Source organism: Halorientalis pallida (assembly GCF_049605515.1).
Lineage (GTDB): Archaea > Halobacteriota > Halobacteria > Halobacteriales > Haloarculaceae > Halorientalis > Halorientalis pallida_A.
Genome location: NZ_CP187158.1, coordinates 3039048 through 3063765 on the forward strand (window position 1 = coordinate 3039048; position 24718 = coordinate 3063765).

The following is a 24718-nucleotide window of genomic DNA, read 5'->3' on the forward strand; positions in this document are numbered from 1 at the left end:
AATGCAACGAGTATCCCGGTGGCTGCTCGTCGGCGTGGCCGTCGTCGCCGCCTGCTGGCTCTGTGCCGGTCCGGCGGCGGCCCAGTCCGCCGGCGCGGACAACGAGTCGCTGTCGCCCGACAGCACGCTCATCCGGATCGACGCCGGTGCCGACGGGACCGCCGCCTGGGAGATCCAGTACCAGTTCTACCTGACCGAGCCCGGCGAGAGGGAGGCCTTCACCTCCTATCGGCAGGACATCGAGGCGAACCGCTCGACCTACGTCGAGGCGTTCGCCGCCGACATCCGCCCGTCGGTCCGGCAGGCCGAGAACGAGACCGGCCGCGAGATGGCGCTCTCGAACGTCACGGTGACGGTCCGCCGCCAGCGCCTCGCACAGTCGACCGGCATCGTCACCTACCGGTTCGCCTGGTCGGGATTCGTCGGCGGCAACGCCTCGACGCTCCGGATCGGCGACGCCATCAGCGGCTTCTACCTCGGCCCGGACACGCGGCTCACCGTCGCCTGGCCCGAGGGCTACCGCCTCGACCGGGTGACGCCCGAACCGACCGAGACCAGGAGCGACCGGGTCGCCTGGGTGGGCGAACTCGGCTTCGGTTCGACGGCCCCGCGAATCGTCGCCAGCGAAACGGTCGACTCCGAGCCGGCGACCGCCGGCGGGTTCCCGTTCCTGGCGGCCGGCGTCGCCGTCCTCGTCCTCGCCGCTCTCGGCGCCGCCGGCGTGCTGTACGTCCGCAGACGGCCGACCGACGGGGCCGACGGCCCCGGCGACGGCGCGACAGTAGCCGAGTCGACGGCCGGATCGACGGCCGGGACGGCGGCCGCATCCGACGGCGACGACGGGGCCGGAGACGGCCCGTCGGCGGACCTGCTCAGCGACGACGAGCGCGCGCTGTCGGCCATCCGCGACCACGGCGGCCGGATCAAACAGCAGGAACTCGCCGACGCCTGCGACTGGGGCGACTCGAAGACCAGCCGCGTCGTCTCCCGGCTCAGGGACGACGACGAGATCGAAGTGTTCCGCCTCGGCCGCGAGAACGTCATCTCACTCCCGGAGGAAACCCATGACTGACACCCAATCACGACTCTCGAACCGCCTGCGCCCGCTCGTCGCCGCGGTGCTGGCCGTCTGCCTCGTCGTCGGAGCCGCCGTTCCGGCGGCCGGCCTGCTGGCCGACTCCCCGACGGCGGACACGGCGGCCACCGACGGTAGCGCCACCGCCGCGACCGCCGAGAACGCCGCCAGTGCCGACGCCGCCCGGACCGGTGACGCAGGCGGCAGCGCCAGTAGCGCGAACGCGACGGCGTCGGCCGGGGCCCGACTCGCCGGGGCCATCGGGAGCCAGCAGTCCGAGGCGGCGGGCGAACTCGAAACCCGGACGCTGGTCGTCAGACTCGGCCGCGCCGACTCCCCCGAGGAGCGAGCCGCGGTGCTGGCGGTGCTGGAAGCGCGCGCCGACGCCCGCCTCGCCTCGCTCCGCGAGCGCCGCGAACGCCTCCGGGCGGCGGCCGACAACCGCTCGGTCTCGGCCGGCGCGTACGCCTACCTCGCGGCCACGGTCTCCGTCGAGGCGGCCGTGAACCGGCGGCTGGCCGACCGCGGCGAACGCGCGACGGCTGCCCTCCCGGCCGCCGTCAGGGGCGAGTACGGACTCTCCGCCGAGCGGTTCCGCGCGCTGGCCAACCGCTCGGACTCGGTGTCGGCCGACCTCGGGAGTGACCTCCGGGCGCTCGGCCGGTCCCTGGTCGCCGACGAGATCGACGAGGACGAGGGGATCGACGCCGAGGACATCCTCGACGGCCTCAACGAGACCGTCGCCCCGACCAACCGGACCGACTGGCCGTTCGAAGGAAACGACTCGACGCTCGGCGACGCGCTCGACGAACTGGGCGCGGACAACGAGTCGCTGGCACTCGGCGACGTGATCGAAGACGACGCGAACGATTCCGACGGTCTGCTCGACGGGACCGGGACCGAACATGACGGTTCCGACGGCAGTGAGGACCCGTTCGGGGGCAACCTCGACGGGAACGTCTCCGACGAGGACGGCCTGATCGACGGCACGGACGACGGGCTACTCGACGACACCGGGACGCCGACCGACGACTCGGCCGGTGACGACGGCACCGGCCTGTTCGAGGACGACACGGCGACGGCCGAGGAGGAGGCGGCAGACGGCGGCGAGTCGACCGACGACGGCCTGTTCGACGGCTAGAAGTCGTCGAAGGTCGGCCGGTCGTGGTCGCCCGGGAACTCCGCCAGCGGAACCTGTTTCTGGTCACCTGATTTCATGTCCTTGACCGTCACGGCGTCGTCTTCGAGGTCCTGCTCGCCGACGATGACGACCGTCTCGGCGTCCACGGAGTCGGCGTAGTCCAGCTGGCCGCCGAAACTCCGGTCCGAGAGGTCGGTCTCGACCACGTGGCCGCGCTCGCGCAACGCGCGGGTGATGTCGGCCGCCACCTGGCGGGTGTCACCGACCTGCAGCACGTAGTAGTCGGTCGTGAACCCCTCGTCGGGCCAGACGCCCGCCCGCTGGAGCAACAGGGACAGCGGCGCGAGACCGGGCGCGACCCCCACGGCGGGCGTCGGCTGGCCGCCGAAACTCTCGATGAGGTCGTCGTAGCGACCCCCGCCGAACACGGACCGCGAGACCTCGCCAGTGGCGTCGAAACACTCGAAGACGACGCCCGTGTAGTAGTCCAGCCCGCGGGCGGTCTCCAGCGAGAGCGTGCAGTACTCCCGCGCGCCGAAGTCGTCGGCCACGGCCAGCACGTTCTGGAGGTTCGTCACCGCCGCCTCCACCCGGTCGGTCCCGGCGAACTCGATCAGTTCGTCGAGATTCTCCTCGCCGGTGTCGAGCAGGTCGTCGAACTCGGCGGCCTGCTCGTAGGAGAGGCCGGCCTCGACCAGCAGGTCGTGGTACTCCGACTCGTCGATCTTCTCGGATTTGTCGACCGCCCGGATGGCCTCGCGGGTGTCCACGTCGGCGTCGAACGCCTCCAGCAGGCCCCCGAGGATGTCACGGTGGGAGACGCGGAACTCGAACTCCTCGTTCGTGAGGCCGAGGTTGGTCAGCGCGTCGGCGGCGAAGGCCAGCACTTCGGCGTCGGCCTCGGGTTCCGCGGAGCCGAAGATGTCGACGTTGGTCTGATAGAACTCCCGGAACCGGCCCTGCTGGACCTGTTCGTAGCGCCAGAAGGGACGGGTCGAGACCCACTTGATCGGCTTCGAGAGTTCCTGTTGCTTGGCGACGACCATCCGCGCGACCGTCGGCGTCAGTTCGGGGGTGAGCGACACGTCGCGGCCGCCCTTGTCCTCGAAGGCGTACAGTTCCTCGACGATGCCCTCGCCGCTCTTGTCCACGTACATCTCGGTGCGCTCCATCGCGGGTGTCCCGATCTCGCGGAAGCCGTACCGCTTCGCCGTGGCCTCCAGCGTGTCGATGACCTCTCGCCGGGGCCCCATCTCCGCGGGGTAGAAATCGCGAAAGCCCTTCAGGCCGTCGTACATGTGCCCCGCTTTGCCCACCGCGCGCTTGAATCTGTTCGTTACTCCCGAAGCCCAACCACTCGCGTCTGGTCGTGTTCGGGAAACACGTCCTCGACGGCCCCGTCCTCGAACTCCTCGCGGATCACTTCGCGCAACTCCGCCTCGTAGTCGCCTTTCTGAATCTCCTCGCTCGGTCCCTCCTCGACGACCAGCCGCTCGTCGACGAGGTCGTCGACCGCACCGCGACCGAACCCCGACAGCGGCGCGATGTAGTCCACGTCGTGGCGGTCTTCGAGACTCTGGGCCTGGGCCCGCGAGACCGTCGGCACCCGGTCGTCACGGCGCGTGCCGTCCGCGACCGCGGAAAAGGACTCCGCGGCGACGACTTCGAGCACGTGATCGTGCACCTCCTGAATCCCGTTGCGCGGGAAGCCGTCCTCGACCATCCGCGCGGCGGCGTCGCGAGCGACCGACTCGTCAAGCTCGACCGTCTCCAGTGGAAAGCCCACCGACTCGGCGGCCTCTCGTGCGTGATCGGCGGCGTCGGTGATCCCGAACGTCGCCGACACGAGGGTAACCTCGTAGAACGGATCGAGGACGAGCGCGGCCAGCGTCGAGTCCTTGCCGCCGCTGTAGAGGACGCCGACGTCCATCTACCGGCGTTCGATGTCGAAACTCTTCGAGTCGGGCTTCAGCTCCGAGAGGAGGTCTTTCATCTTCTCCTCGTCGATCTTGCCCTGGATGCGCCCGCTGCGGGCCAGCGCGATGACCTGTTTTTCGACCTGCTCGCCGAACTGGGGCTTGGACATCTTCACCGTGTTCAGCCGCTTGCGCGCCCCGTCGGTCAGGTGCTGGCGGAGCAGGGCCTTCTTCTGGGCCTCGGCCTGCTGGCGCTGGGCCTCTTGGGCCTCTCCGCCGCCCTGCCCCTGTTTCTGCTCGCGCAGTTTCTCCATTTTCTCCTGTCGCAGCCGTTCGAGTTCCTCGTCGTCGGGCTCGCCACTCATGACTACCCGACACTTGCTCGGTCAGCCGCAAAACCCTAACGGACCACCTTTTTTCTTCGTCGGGTGGCGCGCGGAGCGCGCCACCACTCCTCGAAAAAAGCTGGACCAAAAAAGGGCGCGAGTAGCGCGGAACGGAGTTCCGCGGACCGTTCGAGCGGGCGAAGCCCGCGAGAAGACGCGACCACCGGTCGCGCTCGCGAGGAACCGGCGGCCTCTGGCCGCCGGACGCTAATTGCTACCGCCACAGCCACCGCATCCGTACCGCCACAGCTACCGCACTGCGACCGCCACAGCCTCCGCTACTCGCCCAGAGAAAACTGAGAAGATCGGCTTACGCGTAGCGTTCGAGTTCCGGGCGGTCGAGGTCTTCCAGAACCTCGCCCGCGGTGTCGTCGAGCAGGCTCTTGCCGTCGGGGGCGACCTTGCGGCCTTCACCCTGCGCGATCTCGATGTAACCGGCGTCTTCGAGCTGCTGGAGCGCGGTCCGGATGACCTTCCCGGAGCCGTCCGTGCTGTTCGGCGGGCGGACCCGGTAGCGGGTCGAGCCCTGCTTGGAACCGCCGTACTCGGTCCGGAGGCGCTCGACGCCCACGGGGCCGTCGACGGCGACCTTCCGGAGCAGGCTGGCGGCGCGGCGCTGCCAGAAGTCCTCCTGCTCGGGCGGGAGTTCGCGACCGGTACCGGTCTTGGTGTAGCGGGCCCAGTCGGGTTCTGTCACTGCTTCTTCCTCGGCGAGCTTCTCGGCGACCGCCTCGATGAGATCCTCGGCGGGCGCGTCGTAGAGCGTCGTCATTGCATCTCCGTTCCGCGCGGCGTCATAAAAGCGCATCGTTAGCGTCCCGTCGCGGCCGCGTCACTCCGAGTTCGCCCGCCGTTTCTGGCTCCGCTGTGTCCAGATCGCGGCCGCGATCCCGCCGCCGGTGATCGTCGAGAGCCAGTACGTCGCGGCGCGGTGGATGAAGACGGCGGCGAACGCGGTCGACCCGGGGATGCCGGTCGTCGCCACGAGCAGCGCGGCGAAGGCGGCCTCGATTCCGCCGAGTCCGCCCGGGAGCGGCGTCACCCCCGCGATGGAGCCAATCGGGACCACGACCATCACGGCGGCGAACGGGACGGTGACCCCGACCGCGTAGGTGGCCACCCACAGCGCACCGGCGAGCGAGACCCAGCCCGCCAGCGAGAACCCGAGCGCCGTGATGATCGTCCGTCGACTGGCCGCCACCCGGTCGATGGCCTCGAAAAAGCCCTCGATGCGCCGCTCGATGACCGCGGGTTCGATGGGCTCTCGCCCGGGAACGAGACTCCCGACCCCGCGGATGACCGGTGTGAGAACGCGCACGACGGCGGCTTCGAGTTCGTACCGGTAGCGCCAGCCCAGGAAGGCGGCCAGCGGGACCGCCGTCGCGAGGACGGCGACGGCCCCCGCCGCCAACAGCAGGTTCCGGCCCAGCGTCACCGTCTGGACGGCGATGTAGCCAAGTCCGAGCGTCGCCAGCCCGATGGAGGGGACGAAGTGGAGCGCGTCGACCGACGCGATGGCCGCCAGCCCCGTCTCGTACTCGGTGTCGGCCGACTCGGAGATCAGCAGTGCCGACAGCGGTTCGCCGCCGGCCTGCCCGAACGGCGTGACGTTGTTCGCGAACATCGCGGAGACGAACACCAGCACGGCCGTCGGCGCGCTGACGGGAGTACCCAGCGCCCGCAGAACTGTGTGGAGCGCCATCCCCCACATGGTGAGCCAGCAGACCGCGACCGGCACGACCAGCAGTGCGATGGGGAGGCTCGCGGACCGCAACGCCTGCACCGTCTTGTCGATGCCGACGATCCAGAAGACGACCCCGAGGACGACGATGGCGGCGGCGAACCCGAGGGCCGTCGCTCCGCGCTCCCCGTCCATATCTCGCCCGTGGACCGGTCGTCGCTTGAAGCCTCCGACTCCGGTCTGAGGGGTTGTTTTCTTAACGAGCGGGTGCGATGACACCCTATGGACGAGCGGGCGGCCCTGTCGCTGCTGGCCGACGACCTCCCCGCCGCGGGCGACGACGCCGCCGTCGTCGGTGAGCAGGTCCTCACGACGGACATGCTCCACGACCGCACGGACTTCCCCGACGGCACGACCAGGTACACCGCCGGCTGGCGGGCCGTCGGCGCGTCGCTGTCCGACGTGGCCGCGATGGGTGCCGAGGCCACCGCCGCCGTCGCGGTGTACGCCGCCCCCGCATTCGACCCCGACGAGTTGCGCGCGTTCGTGCGCGGCGCACAGGACGTGTGTGCCTACGTCGAGGCCGAGTACGTCGGCGGCGACCTCGACGACCACGAGGAGTTCACCGTCGCGACCACCGCTCTCGGCCGCACGGCCGACCCCGTCCGCCGTTCCGGTGCCGAACCCGGCGACGCCCTCTGTGTGACTGGGACGCTCGGCCGGAGCGGGGCCGCGATCCGCCTGTTCGAGCGGGGCGACTACGAGTGGGCCAACGATCTCTTTCGGTTCACCCCACGGGTCGTCCCCGGACTGGCGATCTCCTCCTCGGCGACCGCGATGATCGACTCCAGCGACGGGCTGGCCCGGTCGCTCCACCAGCTCGCCGAGGCCAGCGACTGCGGCTTCGCCGTCGAGACACCACTGCCCATCGACGACGCCGTGGACGACGTGACCGACGACCCCGCCGACCGGCGCGAACTCGGCGTGTTCTTCGGCGAGGACTTCGAGCTCGTGTTCACCGCGGCACCCGACAGTCTGCCGGGGCTCCGGGACGTGTGTGACGTGCCGATCACCCGTCTCGGGACCGTCACCGAGGGGCCCGAAGTCACGCTCGACGACGTGCCGCTCCCGGATCGCGGGTACACGCACGGCGAGGAGTAAGAGTGCGTCAGGCGCTGACGGGGACCGGCGTGAAGCAGGTCAGCCCGATCAGGAAGGTGACGACGCCCAGCGCGAACCGCTTGCGGTCGAGTCCCTCGTCGCTGATGGGTGTCGTCGGCCCGGCGTAGGCCAGTCCAAGGGCGAGCGTCCCCCAGAGGAACCAGACCAGCGTCACCTCGCCGCTCCGGCCGAGCAACTGGAAGGCACCGAGTCCGAACAGCGCGGCCGGCACGGCCGCCCCGATGGTTTCGGTGCGCTCGCCGAACATCGCGCGGACGACGTGGCCCCCGTCGAGTTGCCCCACCGGGAGCAGGTTCAGGAAGGTCAGGAAAGCCCCGAGCCAGCCGCCGAAGACGACGGGGTTGAAGATCAGTCGGGGGTCGCTGTAGACGAGTTGTCGGCCGGTCGCGGCCGCGATGGCCTGCAACAGGAGCGGGTGGTTGAACTGCACGCCGAAGGGGTTGGTGACCGGCGGGAGGTGGAGTCCGATCACGGTGACGACGACGGTGGCGACCAGGCCAGCCAGCGGGCCGGCGATGCCGATGTCGAACAGCGCCTCGCGGTCCGGAATCCGGCCTTTCATCCGGATGACCGCGCCCATCGTGCCGAAGGGCGGGATGGGAACGGGGATGAAGTACGGGAGGCTGGCGTCCACGCGGTGGTAGCGGCTCGTGACGTAGTGGCCGAGTTCGTGGGTGCCGATCACGCCGAGGACGGCCGCGGTGAAGGGCCAGGCACGGAGCGCGGAGGCGGGATCGGCGAAGGCGTTGCCTTGGTACCACAGCGAGCCGACGAACAGCGTGGTCGCCACTGTGGCCAGTGCGAGCGCGACGTTCGTCCAGGGAATCCCGTCGACGCCGACCGTCTGGGGTTCGGCGACCAGCGCGTACGTGCCGGGTCCTGTCGGGCCGGCCGGCTGGTGTCGTCGGAGGGAGATCTCGTACCCGTACTCGCGAAACAGTGGGTGGACCTCGCGTTCCAGGGCGTCGGCGGAGACGGTCGGACGGCCGACGTAGAGGAGCCTATCGCCGTCGGTTCGGACCTCGTGGACGCGAAACACCGACGCGAACTCCTCGATGGGCGGGCCGTCCCCCGGCGTCCGGGCAGCCGCCATCGACCAGTAGTTACGGGTCGGTACTGTAAAAACCTCGTGTCGACGTGGTGGCCGTTCGCAGGGCGTCGAACGACCGCCGGCAGACTCGTTTCACTCGACTTCCGAGCCCGGCCTCACACAGTTCGGCCGGACGCCGGTCGGCTTCGCGGCGGGGCGTCGGGCGGGCGTGGTGTCCGATCAGACGGATTCGATGCGCCACGTGGTCGCGCTCGTGTACGACCACTTCTCGATCTCCAGCTCGCTGGCGGAGTCTTTCAGCTTCACCATCAGCGCACCGATCTCCTTGGGCGACAGTCCGACTTCGTCCGCGATGAACTTGCTCTTGAAGTACAGCTCACCGTCTTCTGCCTTCTGTGCGAGGAAGGCCTTGAGTCGTTCTTCCTTGCTCGCGGTCTCGTCGTCCGTCGTGGAGGGCTGTGTGGTTGCGCTCATCTTTGACACCTCACTCGCCCCTTCCGACCACGACCCCATATAAAGGCAGGAACCTTCGCATCACTTCGCCGGTTTTAGCGACGCTTTGCGTTTGTTCGTTCGTAAACCGGTGTGAAACGCGTTTTTCAGGACGTTTCGAGAGAACGCGAGACGTTTTATAATGCTCTTAGAATCCGTTATAGGTGGCTTGCGAACTCCTCGATCTAACTGTCTGACGGGCGTCTCACACCAGCCCTCTACCGGGTCATGTTGCCGGTACTACCGTGGCGCGCGGCCAGGGTGACCGGCGAGCGCGCGGGCCACGACCGGTGGCTACTCCCGTTCGTGGACCCAGAACTCGTCGTCGACGGTGACCTCCTTCTTGAACAGCGGCACCTCGTCTTTGAGGCGGTCGATGCCGTCCTCGACGGTCCGGAAAGCCTCGCGGCGGTGGCCCGCCAGCACGACGACGAACACGATGTCTTCGCCGTACTCGATGACGCCGGTGCGGTGGTGCAGCACCACGTCGAGGACGCCCTCCCGGTCTTCGAGTTCGGCCGCGATGGTCTCCATCCGGTCGTCGGCGACGCCCTCGTACTTCTCGAAGGCCAGGTACTCCGTGGGGTCGTCGTCGGGGGCGTCCTTCGCGCGGACGCGCCCGGTGAAGGTGGCGATGGCACCCGCCCGCTCGGCCCGTGGGGAACGCTTGACCCGCTCGACCAGCGATTCGAGCGTCTCGCGGGGTTCGGTCCCGGCCAGCCCGTCGAGAACGGCGTCGACATCCACGTCGTCGGCCGTCGGCGCGGCGGCCAGTTCCGGCCCGGCGTGGTCACGGTCGCCCAGCACGACCTGCGGGATGGCGGCGTCGCTGAACCCCTCGACGACGGCGTAGTCGTAGTCGGGGGCGAGCGCGTCCAGTGCGTCGTCGAGCGTGCGGTCCTCGCCCGTGGCGAACCACCCGTCGTCGTCGGTGAGGCCGTAGGTCGTCTCCGCACCGGCCGCCCGGTGGCGTGCGGTGTCTTTCCCGTCTGTGTCGATGTCGGGCGCGTGCGTGAGGTGTTTGACCGTCGCCACGCGGCCGCGCTCGGCCAGTCTGTCGGCGAGCCGTTCGACCAGCGTCGTCTTCCCCGAGTCCGAGGGCCCGACGACCCCGAGTACGTGCATACCTGCTGGTCGGGTCGCGCGGCGCATAGGCCTTCGGGACCGAGCGACCGGCCACCGCCCGGGTGGTCCCACTCCACGTCCGCCTGTGATGATTAAGGCCGTTAAATGAAAATATACCCAATACTTAATCCTCGCCGATCTCACTCCATGCTCGTGTTATGAAAGTCGATAATTACAGATGGTGTACGTCGCTTATCGAATCATTTTTTGATATTCTAAACTTCTCGGCTCTGGGGGTTGGTGTCGCGTGACCGGACGGGCGACCGACATCGCCGATCCGGAGCGACGTGCGCTCGTGAACGCACGTGGCGCTCTGAAAGTCGTTCGGACGGCGTCCGTCTCCGTCGACGACGGATTGGGTGATATCGACGACAGGATGGCGACGCAGGCCGAGGAGATGCGTTCGGTCCTCGCGGACGTTTCGGATCTGAGTGCGACGATAGAGGAGATGGCCGCGAGTTCACAGGAGATCGACGAGCGGACGACCCGCGCGGCCGAAGCGGCGAGCGAGGGGCGTGCCGCCGCCGGGGCGGCGATGGAGCGGATGGAGTCAGTCCGTGAGACGGGTGTCGCCGCCGCCGAGGAGATGCAGCGACTCCAACAGCGGATCGACAGCATCGAGAGTGCGCTCGGGAACATCGACGATATCGCGGAACAGACCAACATCCTGGCGCTGAACGCGTCCATCGAGGCCGCACGTACCGACGGTGACAGCGACGGGTTCGCCGTCGTCGCCGACGAGATCAAGGGACTGGCCGCCGAGTCACAGCAACTCTCGGACGATATCGCCACGACGCTGACCGAAGTCCGCGAAGCGACCGACGCGACCGTCTCCAGCCTCGACGAGGCCGTCGACGAGATTACCGCGAGCGCACGACAGATCGAACGAGCGGCCGACAGTCTGGCCGACGTGGCCGAGACCGTCGAGACCACGTCGGAGGACGTGGCCGCCATGTCGGCGACGACCGACGAGCAAGCCAGAGTCAGCGAGAGCGTCGCCGACCGGTGTGAGCGCGCGGCAGAGCGGACGGACGCCATCGAAGAAGAACTCGCCACCATCCGCGAGGCTCGGACCGAGCAGACCGCGATGCTCGGTGAAATCTCCGAGGCCATCGGCGATGCCGTCCCGCCGCTCGCTCCCGACACCGTCGAGACGGTGCCGACCGGAATCCCCGAACTCGACGAACGGGTCGACGGACTCGTCCGTGGTGGCCGCATCGTCCTCCGGTACGACGTGGGGCCGGTCGCCGATCTGGTCGCGGGACTGTGTTCGGCGGCACTCGATACCGGTCTCGCCGTCTCGCTCACGCCGCCGCCGGGCCTCGACGAGGCGACGCTGGCCGAATCGCTCGAACGCCAGCCACGAACTGCACTCGAAAGCGACCGGCTGTTCGTCCTCGACGCGTTCGACGACTGGCGTTCCCGCCGGAACGTGTTCGATCTGTCGTCGTCCTCGCTGTCGACGGTCAACGAGCGGACCGTTCGGCGCCGCGATGCGCCCCTGCTGGTCGTGGGCAACGTCGCGGCTGAGATCCGGACGCTGGGCGAACAACGGGCACGCGAGGCTCGCTACGAGAACGACGCCGGCGTCTTCGACGCTCGGGATACGGTCCTGAACGTCGTCGACGACGGGACCGTCGACGACACCTTCGGTGCGTTCTACGCCGGCGCGGCCGATCAGGTGTTCGAGTTGTCCCGGTCGGCCGGTGAACGTCGCCTCCACGTCCGTACCTCCCCGACCGGCAGGGACGGGGCCGCCGTCTCACTCCCCGGTGTCGACACCGTCCGATCATGACCGCGACCACACCGGAAGACCGATTCGGCCACCTGTTCACACTCATCGGCGATCCGGTCGTCGAGATCGAACTCGTCGACGACCAGCCCATCGTGCGAACGGTCAACCCCGCGTTCGAGACCGTGTTCGGTTACGACCGCGACCGGCTCCGTGGCGAGTCGCTCAACGACTTCATCGTCCCCGAGGGCCGCGTCGAGGAGGCGACGCGGTTCGACCGACGGACGGCAGCGAACAAACCCAACACCGAACTGGTGACGAGGGTTACGGCGCAGGGGCCACGTGAGTTCCTCTACCGAGGTATTCCGTACGAGCGAGACGGCGGCCAGTACGCCTTCGCCATCTACACCGATCTGAGCGATCAGCGCCGGTACGAACGCCACATTCAGGTGGTCCACCGGTTGCTCAGACACGACCTCCGCACCGATCTGCAGGTCATCATGGGGACTGCCACCGAGATCGCGGGCCGGACGACGGACGAGGAAACCGTCACGCTCGCAGAGACCATCGTCGATCGGGCCGAGCGCCTCGCCAGCGTCGGCGAGGAGGCCAGAACCGTCGAACGCCTCCTGCTCGACGAACACGACCCCGGGCCGATAGACGTGGCGGAGCTCTGTCGCAGAGTCGCCGGGACGCTGGCACACACCTATCCGGACACGACGGTGCAGGTGTCCACGCCCGACACGCAGTCCGTCGTGGCCGTGCCGCGGCTCCGGGCCGCCCTCGAAGCTCTGCTGGACAACGCCGCCAAACACGGCGGTGACAGCGTCGACGTGTCCGTCCGACCGTCCGGTGATCGGGTCGCCGTCGAGGTGATCGACGACGGCCCGGGGATCCCGGAGAACGTACGAGCCCCCGTGTTCGAGGACAGTGCGATCACCGAACTCCGGCACGGCCGCGGGATCGGACTGTGGCTCGTCCGCTGGGTGACCGAGATCTCTGGTGGCCGCCTCGAATACGAGCGAAACGACGGGCTGACGGTCGTCAGACTGTGGCTCCGGCCGGCCCGGACCGACGGCCAGCCGCCGGCGGCGGACACGGACCACGCCTCCGTCTCCCCGCTTGACAACCCTTAAGCCGGCAACAGGGCAACCGGGACGTAATGAAAGTCGTCGTCTCTATCGGCGGGAGCGTCCTCGCACCGGACCTCGATCCCGAGCGGGTGCGCGCCTACGCGGACGTGGTCGAGTCGCTGCTGGCGGCTGGCCACCGCGTCGGCGTCGTCGTCGGCGGTGGCACGGTCGCCCGCGACTACATCGACTCGGCCCGGGAACTCGGAGCCAACGAGATGCAGCTCGACCAGCTGGGCATCGGCGTCACGCGGCTGAACGCTCGCCTGCTCATCGCCGCGCTCGGTGAGGCGGCCGCGCCGACGCCCCCCGAAACGTACGAGGACGCCGGGGCCGCCTTCCACCGTGGCGACGTACCGGTGATGGGCGGCGTCGCGGCCGCACAGACCACCGACGCCGTCAGCGCCGCTCTCGCCGAGTACGTCAACGCCGATCTGCTGGTGTACGCCACGAGCGTCCCGGGCGTCTTCAGCGCCGACCCCAACGAACACGACGACGCGACGAAGTACACCGACCTCTCGGCCACCGACCTCGTGGACGTGATCGCCGACATCGAGATGGCCGCCGGGAGCAACGCCCCCGTCGACCTGCTGGCCGCGAAGGTCATCCAGCGGGCCAACCTCCGGGCCGTCGTGCTGGACGGGACCGACCCCGAAACCGTCGAGCGCGCGATCCTCGACGACCACCACGACGGGACCGAGATCGTCCCGGGTGATGGCGCGTGACCGGTGACGTGCCCGAGATCGACGTGGATCTGGACGAGGACGCGATCTACGACCCCTACGCGGTCGGGACGGGCGATCAGCGGGCCTTCTGGGCCGACGCCGTCGCGGACGCCATCCTCGAAACCGAGCCCGACGACCCCATCGTGATCAAGGGCGGCGTCTCCCCCTCCGGCGTCCCCCACATCGGTCACTTCAACGAGATTCTGCGGAGCTACTTCGTGGCGGAGGCCCTGCGCGACCGCGGCCGGGAGGTCCGGCAGGTGTTCACCACCGACGACAAGGACCCGCTCCGGAAGATTCCCCGGACGCTCGCGGACCTCGATTGGAACGTGGTCGACTTCGGCGACGACGCCGTCGACTCCGCCGCGGTCGGCCAGAACCTCGGCAAGCCCTACACCGACATCCCCGATCCGTTCGGGTGCTGTGACTCCTACGGCGCACACTTCACCGAACTCCTGCTGGAGAGTGCCGACCTCGTGGACGTGCCCATCGAGTTCGTCTCGAACACGGATCTCTACGTGGCCGGTGAGTTCGAGTCCATCACTCGTGACCTCCTCTCCCGGGCCGACGAGGCTCGCGACCTCCTGAGCGAGTACCAGGACAGCGTCGACGAGGACTACACGCCCTTCACGCCCCAGTGCAGTGAGTGCGGGAAGCTCACCGGCGAGGTCACGAGCGTCGACCTCGACGCGGGGGAAGTCGAGTACACCTGCACGGACCTGGAAGCCGGCGACCGGACGATCCAGGGCTGTGGCCACGAGGGGACGGCCACGCTCCGGGACGGCAAGCTCCCCTGGCGGTTCGAGTGGCCCGCGCAGTGGGACATTCTGGGTGTGGATTTCGAGCCGTTCGGGAAGGACCACGCCGAGGGCTCCTGGCCCAGCGGCGAGGACATCGCCCGGAACCTGCTCGACGTGGCCCCGCCGGTGCCGATGGTCTACGAGTGGTTCACGCTGAACGGCGAGGCGCTCTCCTCGTCGTCGGGCAACGTCGTCACCGTCGCGGAGGTCCTCGAACTGCTCGAACCCGAGGTGTTCCGCTACTTCTTCGTGAAGAACCCGCGCAAGCAACGGGACTTCAACGTCGAGACGCTGGACCAGCTGGTCGACGAGTTCGACCGGTTCGAGCGGGTCTACTTTGGCGACGCCGAGCCCCGTGACGAGACCGAGGCGGAACTCGTCGAGCGGGCCTACCCCAAGGTCGTCGATTCGGTGGCGCAACAACAGCCCGTCCGGATTCCCTACACGTTCGCCGCGGTGCTGGGGATGACCGACGACCTGGAACTGCGTGAGACGATGGCCCGCAGGGAGGGCCATATCCCCGACGACGCGACGCCCGAGCAGGTCCACGCGGCCCTGTCCCGCGTCGAGCAGGCCCGCGCCTGGGCCGAGCGGACCGACAACGAGTACAACTACCGGCTGGCCGAGGAGCTGCCCGACGTGGACTTCGACGCGGCGACCGCCGCCGCGCTGGACGACCTGGCGGAGTTCGTCGCCGAGCACGACGACGGCGAGGAGATCCAGGGCGAGATCTACGAGGCGGCCAAGCGCCACGAGATCGAGGTGAGTGACTTCTTCAGCGCGGGCTACCAGCTCTTTCTCGACACGGATCAGGGGCCGCGGCTCGGCCCCTTCCTCGCGGCGCTGGACGAGGCGTTCGTCCTCGACCGGTTGCGCCGGGAGGCCTGAGGGTCGTTCGCGGCTGGCCGTCCCGCCCTGCGATCTCGTCCCATCTGTGCCGAACCAAACCCTCTTGACCGACAGGCCCCTCACTCCGGGCGATGGCAGACCTGTGGCTGTGGGTACTCGCCGGCATCCTCCTCTACACCCTAGCGATGATGGCATTGCGGACGCAGGGATGGCTTCCGAGCTACATCCGCGTGTCGGGGCCGATCACGACCGTTCATACCCAGCGCGGGCGGGCCTTCCTGAACTGGCTCGCCGCACCCAGGCGGTTCTGGCGGGCATACGGTAACTTCGGCGTCGGGATCGCCCTGGTCACGATGGGCGCGATGCTGCTCGTCGTGTTGACGGCCGCCATTGGGAGCGTCCTCTCGCCAGAAGCGACGCCCTCCGAGGTACGCAACCCCCAGAACGTCCTCGTCATTCCCGGTGTCAACGAGTTCCTCCCGCTGTCGGCCGCCCCCGGCATCGTCTTCGGCCTGCTGGTCGGTCTCGTCGTCCACGAGGGCGGTCACGGCCTGCTCTGCCGGGTCGAGAACATCGACATCGACTCGATGGGGCTGGCTTTCTTCGCCTTCATTCCCGTCGGCGCGTTCGTCGAACCCGACGAGGAGAGCCGCAACGAGGCCGACCGGGGGTCCCAGACCCGGATGTTCTCCGCGGGTGTGATGAACAACTTCGCGATCACCGTGATCGCGTTCGCCCTGCTCTTTGGCCCCGTCGTCGGCTCCATCGCCGTCGCCGACGGGACGCCGGTCGGCCAGTCACTGCCCGGTTCGACCGCTCAGGATGCGGGCATCGAACGTGGCGATCTCATCACGGCCGTCAACGGCACCGAGATCACCGAGCCCGGTGAACTGGAGACCGTCCTCCGGAACATCTCGGGCCAGCAGGTGGCGGTCGAACTCAACGGCGGCGACCGGACGATCCAGGTGACCCGGGAGCCGACGATCACGGCCGCGGTCCCGCAGGTGATCGACGGCCGCGGCAACGAGAGCGGCATCAACTGGAGCGAGCGGAGTCCGACCGACGTGGTTGCGGTCAACGGGACGAACGTCAGCACAGAACGCGAGTTCGAGCAGGCGGTCGCGAACCACACCGTCGCGACGGTCGAGACAGAGAACGGCTCCGCGACGTTCCCGACCGGCGCGTTCGTCATCCGGGTCTTCGAGGACGGCCCGCTGGGGAACACGACGGCACCGACGGACCGGTACATGATCGTCACCTCGGTCGCCGGCGAGCGGGTGATCGATCCCGCGACGCTGAGCGAGGCCCTGCGCGACGAGCAACCCGGCGAGACGGTCCCAGTGGAGGCCTACGTCCTCCGGAACGGTGACTTCGAGCGCGAGAGATACAACGTCACGCTCGACGCACACCCGAACGGGCCGGGCGGGTTCGTCGGCGTCGCGCCCGCCCGCGGCGTCAGCGGTCTCGTGGTCAACGACTTCGGGATCAAGACCTATCCCGCCGAGGACTTCCTGGGCCTGTTGCAAGGTGACTCGGAGGCCTTCGGCGGCCTGACCGACGGCTCGTGGCTCGGGCGCGTGTTCATGGTGTTGATCATGCCGTTCATCGGCGTCCTCCAGCCACAGATCGGCTACAACTTCGCCGGGTTCGTCCCCGAAATCGCCAACTTCTACACGGCGACCGGCCTGCTCGGCGGGCTGGGCGGTGGCGTCCTGATCGGGGCCAACCTGCTGTTCTGGACCGCCTGGGTCAACCTCCAGCTGGGGATGTTCAACCTCGTCCCGACCTTCCCGCTGGACGGCGGGCACATCCTCCGGACCAGTTCGGAGGCGATCATCTCCCGGCTCCCCGTCGAGGGCGGTCGGCGGCTGACGACCACGGTCACCGTCTCGATCAGCCTCCTGATGCTCGCTGGACTCTTCCTGATGATCTTCGGGCCACAGCTGTTCACGGGCTGACCGGAGAACGGAAACCTCCTTACGGAGCCGTCCTAACGGGCGTGTATGACTCAGCGCGACCCGCCGCCGACGGAGGAGGGATGGTACGCACTGCACGACTTCCGAACCATCGACTGGGACGCCTGGCGCGAGGCCCCCGAACGCCGTCGCCAGCGGGCCGTCGAGGAAGGGATCGACTATCTCCAGTCCCACGCCGCGCTGGACGACGTGGACGACCCCGGCGAGTTCGGCGGCGGCCACACGGCCGTGTTCACCGTCGTCGGCCACAAGGCCGATCTCATGATCGTCCACCTGCGCCAGACGGTCGGCCACCTCGAAGCCGCCGAGCGCCGGTTCGAGCGGACGGAACTCGCCGCGTTCACCGAGCAGCCGACCTCCTACCTCTCGGTGACCGAGGCCTCGGGCTACACCGAGCGCGCCCGCGACTACTTCGAGGGCGAAGTCGACGACGACTCCGGGCTCGCTCAGTACATCCAGCAACGGCTCCACCCCGAGATCCCCGACGCCGACCACGTCTGTTTCTACCCGATGAGCAAGCGCCGCCAGCCCGAGCAGAACTGGTACGACCTGCCCTTCGACGAGCGGGCCGAACACATGGCCCGCCACGGCGACATCGGGCGGGGCTACGGCGGCAAGGTGAACCAGATGATCGCCTCCAGCGTCGGCTTCGACGACTACGAGTGGGGCATCACGCTGTGGGCCGACGACCCCACCGACATCAAGGACCTGCTCAACGAGATGCGCTTCGACCCCTCCAGCTCGAAGTTCGCCGACTTCGGCCCCTTCTACTTCGGCAAGCGCTTCCCGCCCGAAGACCTGGACGCCCTGCTCGCCGGCGAACCCGTCCCGACCGACGGCGACGCCGCCGACGCAGACGCGGGGCACCACCACGGCGAGGGCCACGGCCACGGAGACGGTGACGCGGACGATCACGGCCACGCCCACGGCCAGGCCGACGGCGACGACCACCCGCCAGCCTCGGACGACGAGAGCGGTGACCACCCCAGCAGTTCCTCGGGCGGCCGCCCCGACCCGGGCGACGCCGACCTCGACGAAGACGACGAACTCGAAGGCAAACTCGCCAACCTCGGCCTGTTCCCCGGGCAGGACTACGACGAGGGGACCTACGGGCTGGTCTTCTACTCCGAGGCCGACGCCAGCGACCTCGCCGACGAGGTCGACGGCCTCCGGGGCAACTTCGACCACTACGACACCCACGTCCTCACGACCGTCCGCGCCAACGAGGGCCGGGCGGCCATCGCCAGCGTCTGGCAGACCGAAAGCGCGGCCGACACCGCCGCCGGGTTCCTGAACGATCTGGCGGGCATCGTCGAGGGCTACCGCGGCCCGCTCGGCGAACAGGACGCCGACGACGAACCCGAGGCCGCCGGGACCGACGACGAGATCCGCGGCCAGCTGGTCGAGGAAGACATCTACGCCGGCCAGCCCCGCGGCGAGGACGTGTTCGCCCTCGTCCTCTACTCCGAGGCCGACGCCGACACGCTCTTCGAGGAAGTCGACGGCCTCCGGGACAGCTTCGACCACTACGACAGCCACGTGAAGACCGCCGTCTACGACACCCGGGCCGAGGACAGCGACCGCTCGGCCGTCGTCTCCCTCTGGGAGACCGAGAAGGCCGCCGAGAAGGCCGCCGGCTTCCTCTCGGACCTGCCCGAGGTCGTCGGCCGCGCCGGCGAGGGCGACGGCTTCGGGACGATGGGCATGTTCTACACCGTCAAGCCCGACTACCGCGCGGAGTTCACCGAGCGGTTCGACGCCGTCGGTGAACTGCTCGCCGACATGGAGGGCCACCGCGAGACGGCCCTGCTGGTCAACCGCGAGGACGAGAACGACATGTTCATCGCCAGCCAGTGGCGCTCGCAGGACGACGCCATGGCATTCTTCCGCTCCGAGGAGTTCTCCGAGACCGTCTCGTGGGGGCAGGAAGTGCTCGACGACCGGCCGCGGCACGTTTTCCTCGCCTAGCACCTTTTTACTGCGGGGGGTTCGCTTCGCGAACCCCCGCTTGCAAAAACGTCCCCAGAAATCGAAGATTTCTGGTGGGCTGCACGAGAGCTTCGCTCTCGTGAACGTGCGTGAAAAACTGCTCCGAGCGAGCGCACGCGCTCGCTCGGAGTGAACCGCCTCGCGCCTTCGGCGCTCGGCGGATGCTAGTTTCGGCGAGGAGTATGGGCAATAGCCGATGCACAGCGCCCGCCCACTTTTTACTCCCTCGGGTGGCCTGGGCCACCACTCGGTCGCAAAAACGTGGGGAAAAACTGCCGGACGACTCACTCACTGCGTTCGTTCGCGTCCGGTGAACCGCTCGCTTCGCTCGCGGATGCCTGTGATCAGTGCGCTAGCTGAATACAAAGCGCGGGCATCTTGCAGAAAGAACGGGATTAGTGTAGTCTCGTATTCCTATTCCAATAGAACGCATATTCCACACTGCTACCGCAATACGTATTTAAATGTCACTGCACTGGTTGGACGTCGCCTCTGTGTGAGAGATCACATTCGAACCACCAACATCTTCGGCCACTGGTATCTTGGTAGATCGGCTTTCCCCCTTCTCTGAGGTACTGAACCGGGACAAACCGATCATCGCCATACCAGTAAACATCCAACCCAGACTTCCGAGCGGGAGTTATGTCGGTTTCTCTGGCGATCTTGTCAGCGACGATAGCGCCGGATCCAAGTGAATGCTCGACAAGGGGATCCCCGTATTTTGAACTCAAATCTGCGGTCGTGTCGACGTATCGCTCCCCATTCCACTCAAATATTCTGCCAGCCGCTGTCACATCCGTTTCAAAGAGATGAATGAGACTTATCATCCCACCACAGTCCAACCGATCGAACAGTAACCACTGCCACAAATCACCGTTTGTCGGATTGTGGGTTCTCCCGCCAATGAAGGCGTGATCATTGTTTGTGTCGACAGTGAGGCGGTCCAAATCGTACTCCGGATCGTCCCTCCAATATTCGTCTGTGATTCGTTGGGGAGGTGTTATCTCTTCCTCTGTAAGGGAGGGAATGTTTCTGAGTGTCTCCGCGACACGATCAACGGATTCGTCGTCTGGTCGTATCGTAAAATTGTATTCCTCGTACTTTCCCATATTAGGCCACTCTGATTATAGAATCAAAATGCTATGGCTGAGTTTGCTACTGACACGAGTAACCGCTGATAGACAGGACCCCTGTACTGAGTGCCAGCATCCGCGCCGAGCATCGCGAGCGCGGTTCACTGAATCGAGGCCGAAGGCCGAGATTCAGCCTTTTTTCGCCCACGTTTTTGCAAGCGGGGGTTCGCACCGCGAACCCCCCGCAGTAAAAAGGTGGGTTCGAAACGTTCTACCGTCCCATCCGTCTTACTGCTGGTATGAGCGTGATTCGGCTCGTCTGGGCCACTGCGACGGGGCCGACGCCCACGGCGTCCTACGACGCGGCCCTGGCCGAGGCCAACGTCCACAACTTCAACCTGATCCAGGTGTCCTCCGTGATTCCGGCGGAGGCGCAACTCGAAGCCGTCGGCGAGGCCCCGGACCTCGGCGCGGTCGGCGACGGGCTGACGGTGGTTCAGGGCCGTCACACCGCGCCGCCGGGCGAGGCGGGCGCGGCGGGGATCGGCTGGGCGCGCAGCGAGTCCGGTCGGGGCATCTTCTACGAGGCCGACGGCGAGAGCGAGGCGGCCGTTCGCGAGCGGATCGCGGACGGACTGGCGGCGGGCAAGGACCTCCGGGACTGGGCGTTCGTCGAGGAGGATTCGCTGGTCGTCGCGGCCGAGCCGGATCCCGAGGCGTACACGACGGCGCTGGTGATCGCGGCGTACGGGGAGAGCCGGTCACTCCTGCAGTAGCCGGCGGATTTTTACGTGGGTCGCACCTATCGGGGGATCAATGTACGGGAACACTCCGTTCGCGGGTGCAGACGACGACGGTGCCGCGCCACGGCTCACGGCCGAGCAGCGCCGCCATCTGCGCCGCGATCTCGCCAACGTCGCCGCCCAGACCCGCGATCTCCTCCCCGACGAGTTCGCCGTCGGGCTCGAACTCGCCCAGGGTGCCAACGGCCCGCGAGCGACCGTCGCCGTCCAGCCGCCCGTCGGCTCCGCCGTCAGCGCGGGCTACACGCCCGAGGACGACGCCGACCTCCGCATCGGCGAGGACGAACAGACGGACCTGGCCCAGGGTCTCGCGGCCAGCGCGGCACTCCAGATGAAACAGGCGATGGGGACCGACCACTCCCCGACGGCGCAGTAGCTACCGACTTCTCTCCGCTGTCGTTGGCTTCTCGGTCGTCGACTCCTCGTCGACCGGCGGGCGATAGAACAGCGCGTACCCGACGACCGCACTGCTCGGCACGCTCCCGACGGCCAGCGCCAGCGACAGCGGGATGCCGAGCAACACGCCCAGCACCGCCGCCAGCGCGACTGGCCCGGGGATCGCGGACAACACGAGATCGGGTCGTGACACCGATCCGAGCGGGTGCTCCGAGATAGTTGCCTCCACCCGACACTGTCTGTCTCCCGCTAATTAAATATTATTACTCCCGCAATGGCCCGCCGTGTCGGGGCTACTTCCCCCAGAAGGGGTCCCGATTGCGCTGTTTTTCGAGGTACTGGTTGAGCGCTTCGCGTTCGTCGCCGGGGATCTCGTCGGTCAGTTCCTGTTCGAGGATCTTGGCGTGCTTTTCCGGGAGGTAGATCCAGAGTTCGTCGCCCTCCTCGATGTCGCGGCCGACGGTGGGGCCGTCGATGGAGACGGCAACCTGGTCGCCCATGCGGGCCTCGTCGATGTCCTCGCCGGCGTCCTGGATGGACTTGAGCTGGCCGACGCGCTCGAACTCGCCGTCCTCGAACTTCGCGACGTTGGAGTTGCGCTTGACCGTACCGGTCAGCACCTCCACGCCGACGACGGCGGGATCGTTCTGCCGGAAGGTGTGATCCTGGAGGATCTGGAAGCGCGCGGGCCGGGTGATGTTTTCGAGCACCTGGGTCTGCTGGGCGCGTTCCATCTCCTCGACGTACTCCTCGTACTCCTCGACGAGCCGGTAGATCACGTCGTGCTCGAAGATGCGGACGCCCTCCTGTTCGGCCAGCCGGCGGGCGTCGTCCAGCACGTCGACGGAGAAGGCAAGCAGGACCTCGTGTTTCTCCTCGTCGGCGGTCTCGGCGACCCGGATATCGCGGGGTGCCACGTCGCCGACCTCCGCGCGGACGATGGGGATGTCGACCTCGTCGAGGGTGCTGGCGATGGCCTCCAGACTCCCGAGGGTGTCGGCCTTGACGACGACGCCCTGCTCCTCGGTGGTGACCTCGATTTCGGCCAGTTCCTGTTCCACGTCGGCGATGACGCTGCCGCGGTCCCGATCCCGGACGACCCGGATCGGTGCGCCGGCCATCGCGTCGTCGAGGTCGGGTGCGGCGATTTTCACCCCTGCGGCGGCCGAGACTTCGGGCACTTTCTCGAAGGCCTTCTCGGTGCGGATCTCCTCCAGCGGTTTGGGCTGGAGCAGTGCGCGCACGTCGGTGGTGATCGGGGCTTCGAGGCCGCCGACGACGATCTCGTCGTCCTCGCGGATGGTCCCGTCGTAGAGGACGGCGTCGACGGTCGTCCCGAAGCCCTGTGCCTCCTTGACTTCCAGCACCGTCCCGGCACCGGGACCTGCCACGTCGATCTGCATCTCGTCTTTCATGTACCGCTGGGACAGGCCCATCAGGACCGTGAGGAGGTCGGGGACGCCCTCGCCGGTCATCGCGGAGACGGGGACGACGCCGACGTTGTTCTGGAAGTTCTGGACGCGCCAGTACATGTCGGCGGCGAAGCCGTGATCGGAGAGTTCGCCGATGATGCCGTAGAGGCGTTCGTTCAGGTCGCCCTGGACCCGTTCCGATTGCTGCTCCATGCTCTCCTGGATCGGGACGCCCTCGTTGGGGTTCCAGCCCGGAACGGTGTCGACCTTGTTGGCGGCGACGATGAAGGGGGTCTGGGTCCGCTTGAGGATGTCGACGGCCTCCTCGGTCTGTGGCTGGAAGCCGTCGTTGACGTCGACGACGAGGACGGCGATGTCGGCGAGTGCGCCGCCGCGGGAGCGCAGCGTCGAGAAGGAGTGGTGGCCGGGCGTGTCGATGTACAGCAGGCCGGGCAGGTCGAAGTCGGTGGGGTCGACGAGTTCGCCGGCCATCTCGGAGATGGTCGAGAGCGGCACGGCCGTCGCGCCGATGTGCTGGGTGATCGCGCCCGCCTCACCCTCGCTCACCGCGGAGCCGCGAATCTTGTCAAGTAGCGTGGTCTTTCCGTGGTCGACGTGGCCGAGGACCGCGACGATGGGGGTGCGGAGCGTGGCCTCCCCGTCGGCGTCGGCGTCGGCTTCTGTAGAGTCAGACATTGGCACATCACCCTCGAGAATCCGTATCCGATACCAGCCGGCCAGCCCATTTATATTTCTCCATTTCGGTCCTCGCCGCTGGCACGGAACGCGCGGTTCCTCGGCGTCAGACCCGCGTCACACGTCCCCGTGGCGTTTATGTGAGTGGAATACACTACGCCGTGTATGGCAGAGATACTCGCGGAGAATCTCTCGGGGAAGGCCGTCATGGGTTCGGACGGCAAAGAACTGGGAATGCTGTACAACATCACGATGGACGCCAAATCGGGCCGCCTGGAGAACCTCGTCGTCGAACCCGACGAGATGCTCCGGGAATCGGAGTTCCCCACCGACGAACGCGGCCGCCTGCTGGTTCCGGTCCCCCGCGTCCAGGCCGTCAAGGACCACATGATCGTCGACCGATAATCCGCTCTCTTTTCGATGTATATTCTCGATTCGTCGGCGTTTATCAACGAGTATCACACCCAGGAGCGCAAGGCGTCGATCCCGATGGTCCGGGAGGAACTCGAAGACGAGAGCGCCTATCGGTTCGACGCGCTGGAGGGCTCGGGTATGCACCTCCACATCCCCGAGGAGGAGACCGTCGAGCGGATCGAGCGGGCCGCCCGCGAGACCGGCGACTTCGACGAACTCTCCCGGACGGACGTCCGGCTGGTTGCCGCCGCCTTCGAACTCGACGGCCACCTCGTCACCGACGACTACGCGATGCAAAACGTCGCGGAGAAACTCGACGTGGCCGTCGAGGTCATCGCCCGCGAGGGGATCACCGAGCAACGGGACTGGCGGTTCCAGTGTAGCGGCTGTGGCCGCGAGTTCGACGACGACCACGACCGCTGTCCCGTCTGCGGGAGCGATCTCACCCGGAAGAACCCGGCCTAGAGCCGGTTTCGCGTCCGGGTGGCCTCGTCCAACCCCAGGTCGATCAACTGGGTGAGTACTTCCTCCTCGGTGAGGTCGTACTCCCGGGCCAGTGACTCGACCTCGCTGGCGAGATCGTCGTCACAGACCACGGTGAAACGGGTTGGCATACCTCGCGTATTTGTCACGGGTCTGTATAAAATCCCGTCAGACGACCGTCTCACGCCCGT

General features: G+C 67.6%; 25 protein-coding genes. 13 read left to right on the forward strand and 12 right to left on the reverse strand.

Features of this window, described 5'->3' with window-relative positions; translation table 11 throughout:
• Position 1: 1 nt before the first annotated feature.
• Complete coding sequence (locus ACOZ4N_RS17365; protein WP_424017617.1) at positions 2–1072, forward strand: helix-turn-helix transcriptional regulator; 1071 nt, start codon at positions 2–4, stop codon at positions 1070–1072.
• Complete coding sequence (locus ACOZ4N_RS17370) at positions 1065–2216, forward strand: hypothetical protein (protein ID WP_424017618.1); 1152 nt, start codon at positions 1065–1067, stop codon at positions 2214–2216. The genes ACOZ4N_RS17365 and ACOZ4N_RS17370 overlap by 8 nt, the downstream gene beginning before the upstream one ends.
• Here the strand turns inward: ACOZ4N_RS17370 and hisS are convergent.
• The 5 genes from hisS to ACOZ4N_RS17395 form a co-directional block, all read right to left on the reverse strand.
• Positions 2213–3514 (reverse strand): histidine--tRNA ligase, encoded by a 1302-nt coding sequence (gene hisS / locus ACOZ4N_RS17375; protein ID WP_424017619.1) that lies wholly within the window; start codon positions 3512–3514, stop codon positions 2213–2215. The two genes, ACOZ4N_RS17370 and hisS, sit on opposite strands and share 4 nt — an antisense overlap.
• A gap of 38 nt (positions 3515–3552) precedes the next feature.
• On the reverse strand, positions 3553–4146 hold the full coding sequence (locus ACOZ4N_RS17380; protein ID WP_424017620.1) for a DUF7411 family protein: 594 nt from the start codon (positions 4144–4146) through the stop codon (positions 3553–3555).
• The gene (locus ACOZ4N_RS17385; protein ID WP_424017621.1) at positions 4147–4497 is read right to left on the reverse strand and encodes a DNA-binding protein; all 351 of its coding nucleotides are present in this window, start codon (positions 4495–4497) and stop codon (positions 4147–4149) included.
• Positions 4498–4828: 331 nt separating this feature from the next.
• A complete protein-coding gene (locus tag ACOZ4N_RS17390; RefSeq protein ID WP_424017622.1) occupies positions 4829–5290 on the reverse strand; it encodes a 30S ribosomal protein S19e in 462 nt (153 codons plus the stop codon).
• A gap of 60 nt (positions 5291–5350) precedes the next feature.
• On the reverse strand, positions 5351–6394 hold the full coding sequence (locus ACOZ4N_RS17395) for a lysylphosphatidylglycerol synthase transmembrane domain-containing protein (protein WP_424017623.1): 1044 nt from the start codon (positions 6392–6394) through the stop codon (positions 5351–5353).
• A gap of 87 nt (positions 6395–6481) precedes the next feature.
• On the opposite strand from ACOZ4N_RS17395, the gene thiL reads away from it, so the two are divergent.
• Positions 6482–7360, forward strand: a complete 879-nt coding sequence (gene thiL / locus ACOZ4N_RS17400) for a thiamine-phosphate kinase (RefSeq protein WP_424017624.1) — start codon at positions 6482–6484, stop codon at positions 7358–7360.
• Positions 7361–7367: 7 nt separating this feature from the next.
• Here the strand turns inward: thiL and ACOZ4N_RS17405 are convergent, their stop codons facing one another.
• From ACOZ4N_RS17405 to ACOZ4N_RS17415, 3 genes are all read right to left on the reverse strand, one after another.
• Positions 7368–8474, reverse strand: a complete 1107-nt coding sequence (locus ACOZ4N_RS17405) for a site-2 protease family protein (protein WP_424017625.1) — start codon at positions 8472–8474, stop codon at positions 7368–7370.
• 177 nt (positions 8475–8651) lie between these two features.
• Positions 8652–8906 carry a DUF7123 family protein gene (locus ACOZ4N_RS17410; RefSeq protein WP_424017626.1) on the reverse strand — a complete coding sequence of 85 codons (255 nt, stop codon included), beginning with the start codon at positions 8904–8906 and terminating at the stop codon, positions 8652–8654.
• 312 nt (positions 8907–9218) lie between these two features.
• Positions 9219–10049, reverse strand: coding sequence for a molybdopterin synthase (locus ACOZ4N_RS17415; RefSeq protein WP_424017627.1), 831 nt, complete (start codon positions 10047–10049; stop codon positions 9219–9221).
• Positions 10050–10296: 247 nt separating this feature from the next.
• Here ACOZ4N_RS17415 and ACOZ4N_RS17420 point away from each other — a divergent pair, with 247 nt between their 5' ends.
• The 6 genes from ACOZ4N_RS17420 to ACOZ4N_RS17445 all read left to right on the forward strand — a co-directional run bounded on the left by ACOZ4N_RS17420 (position 10297) and on the right by ACOZ4N_RS17445 (position 19229).
• On the forward strand, positions 10297–11844 hold the full coding sequence (locus ACOZ4N_RS17420) for a methyl-accepting chemotaxis protein (RefSeq protein WP_424017628.1): 1548 nt from the start codon (positions 10297–10299) through the stop codon (positions 11842–11844).
• Entirely contained in the window at positions 11841–12917 is a 1077-nt protein-coding gene (locus ACOZ4N_RS17425) for an ATP-binding protein (protein WP_424017629.1), read from the forward strand. The genes ACOZ4N_RS17420 and ACOZ4N_RS17425 overlap by 4 nt, the downstream gene beginning before the upstream one ends.
• 26 nt (positions 12918–12943) lie before the next feature.
• On the forward strand, positions 12944–13636 hold the full coding sequence (pyrH, locus tag ACOZ4N_RS17430) for a UMP kinase (RefSeq protein WP_424017630.1): 693 nt from the start codon (positions 12944–12946) through the stop codon (positions 13634–13636).
• A 44-nt stretch (positions 13637–13680) separates the two neighbouring features.
• The gene (gene lysS / locus ACOZ4N_RS17435; protein ID WP_424019969.1) at positions 13681–15324 is read left to right on the forward strand and encodes a lysine--tRNA ligase; all 1644 of its coding nucleotides are present in this window, start codon (positions 13681–13683) and stop codon (positions 15322–15324) included.
• Between the two features lie 92 nt (positions 15325–15416).
• A complete protein-coding gene (locus ACOZ4N_RS17440; RefSeq protein WP_424017631.1) occupies positions 15417–17243 on the forward strand; it encodes a site-2 protease family protein in 1827 nt (608 codons plus the stop codon).
• 45 nt (positions 17244–17288) lie between these two features.
• Positions 17289–19229, forward strand: a complete 1941-nt coding sequence (locus tag ACOZ4N_RS17445; RefSeq protein ID WP_424017632.1) for a heme-binding protein — start codon at positions 17289–17291, stop codon at positions 19227–19229.
• Between the two features lie 488 nt (positions 19230–19717).
• Here ACOZ4N_RS17445 and ACOZ4N_RS17450 read toward each other — a convergent pair whose 3' ends face one another.
• Positions 19718–20359 (reverse strand): hypothetical protein, encoded by a 642-nt coding sequence (locus tag ACOZ4N_RS17450; protein WP_424017633.1) that lies wholly within the window; start codon positions 20357–20359, stop codon positions 19718–19720.
• Positions 20360–20622: 263 nt separating this feature from the next.
• Between ACOZ4N_RS17450 and ACOZ4N_RS17455 the strand changes: the two genes are divergently transcribed.
• On the forward strand, positions 20623–21099 hold the full coding sequence (locus ACOZ4N_RS17455) for a pyruvoyl-dependent arginine decarboxylase (RefSeq protein ID WP_424017634.1): 477 nt from the start codon (positions 20623–20625) through the stop codon (positions 21097–21099).
• 40 nt (positions 21100–21139) lie between these two features.
• The gene (locus ACOZ4N_RS17460) at positions 21140–21502 is read left to right on the forward strand and encodes a DUF5811 family protein (RefSeq protein WP_092661541.1); all 363 of its coding nucleotides are present in this window, start codon (positions 21140–21142) and stop codon (positions 21500–21502) included.
• On the opposite strand, the gene ACOZ4N_RS17465 is transcribed toward ACOZ4N_RS17460, so the two are convergent.
• Together ACOZ4N_RS17465 and infB are read right to left on the reverse strand one after the other, a co-directional pair.
• The gene (locus ACOZ4N_RS17465; RefSeq protein ID WP_424017635.1) at positions 21503–21751 is read right to left on the reverse strand and encodes a hypothetical protein; all 249 of its coding nucleotides are present in this window, start codon (positions 21749–21751) and stop codon (positions 21503–21505) included.
• 64 nt (positions 21752–21815) lie between these two features.
• Positions 21816–23630: a translation initiation factor IF-2 gene (gene infB, locus ACOZ4N_RS17470; RefSeq protein ID WP_424017636.1), complete on the reverse strand. Its 1815-nt coding sequence runs from the start codon at positions 23628–23630 to the stop codon at positions 21816–21818.
• A gap of 165 nt (positions 23631–23795) precedes the next feature.
• Here infB and ACOZ4N_RS17475 point away from each other — a divergent pair, with 165 nt between their 5' ends.
• Complete coding sequence (locus tag ACOZ4N_RS17475; RefSeq protein ID WP_092661531.1) at positions 23796–24035, forward strand: PRC-barrel domain-containing protein; 240 nt, start codon at positions 23796–23798, stop codon at positions 24033–24035.
• Between the two features lie 15 nt (positions 24036–24050).
• Positions 24051–24509 carry an NOB1 family endonuclease gene (locus ACOZ4N_RS17480; RefSeq protein WP_424017637.1) on the forward strand — a complete coding sequence of 153 codons (459 nt, stop codon included), beginning with the start codon at positions 24051–24053 and terminating at the stop codon, positions 24507–24509.
• Here ACOZ4N_RS17480 and ACOZ4N_RS17485 read toward each other — a convergent pair.
• Positions 24506–24658 carry a CopG family transcriptional regulator gene (locus ACOZ4N_RS17485; protein WP_092691276.1) on the reverse strand — a complete coding sequence of 51 codons (153 nt, stop codon included), beginning with the start codon at positions 24656–24658 and terminating at the stop codon, positions 24506–24508. The genes ACOZ4N_RS17480 and ACOZ4N_RS17485 overlap by 4 nt on opposite strands.
• Between the last annotated feature and the right edge of the window lie 60 nt (positions 24659–24718).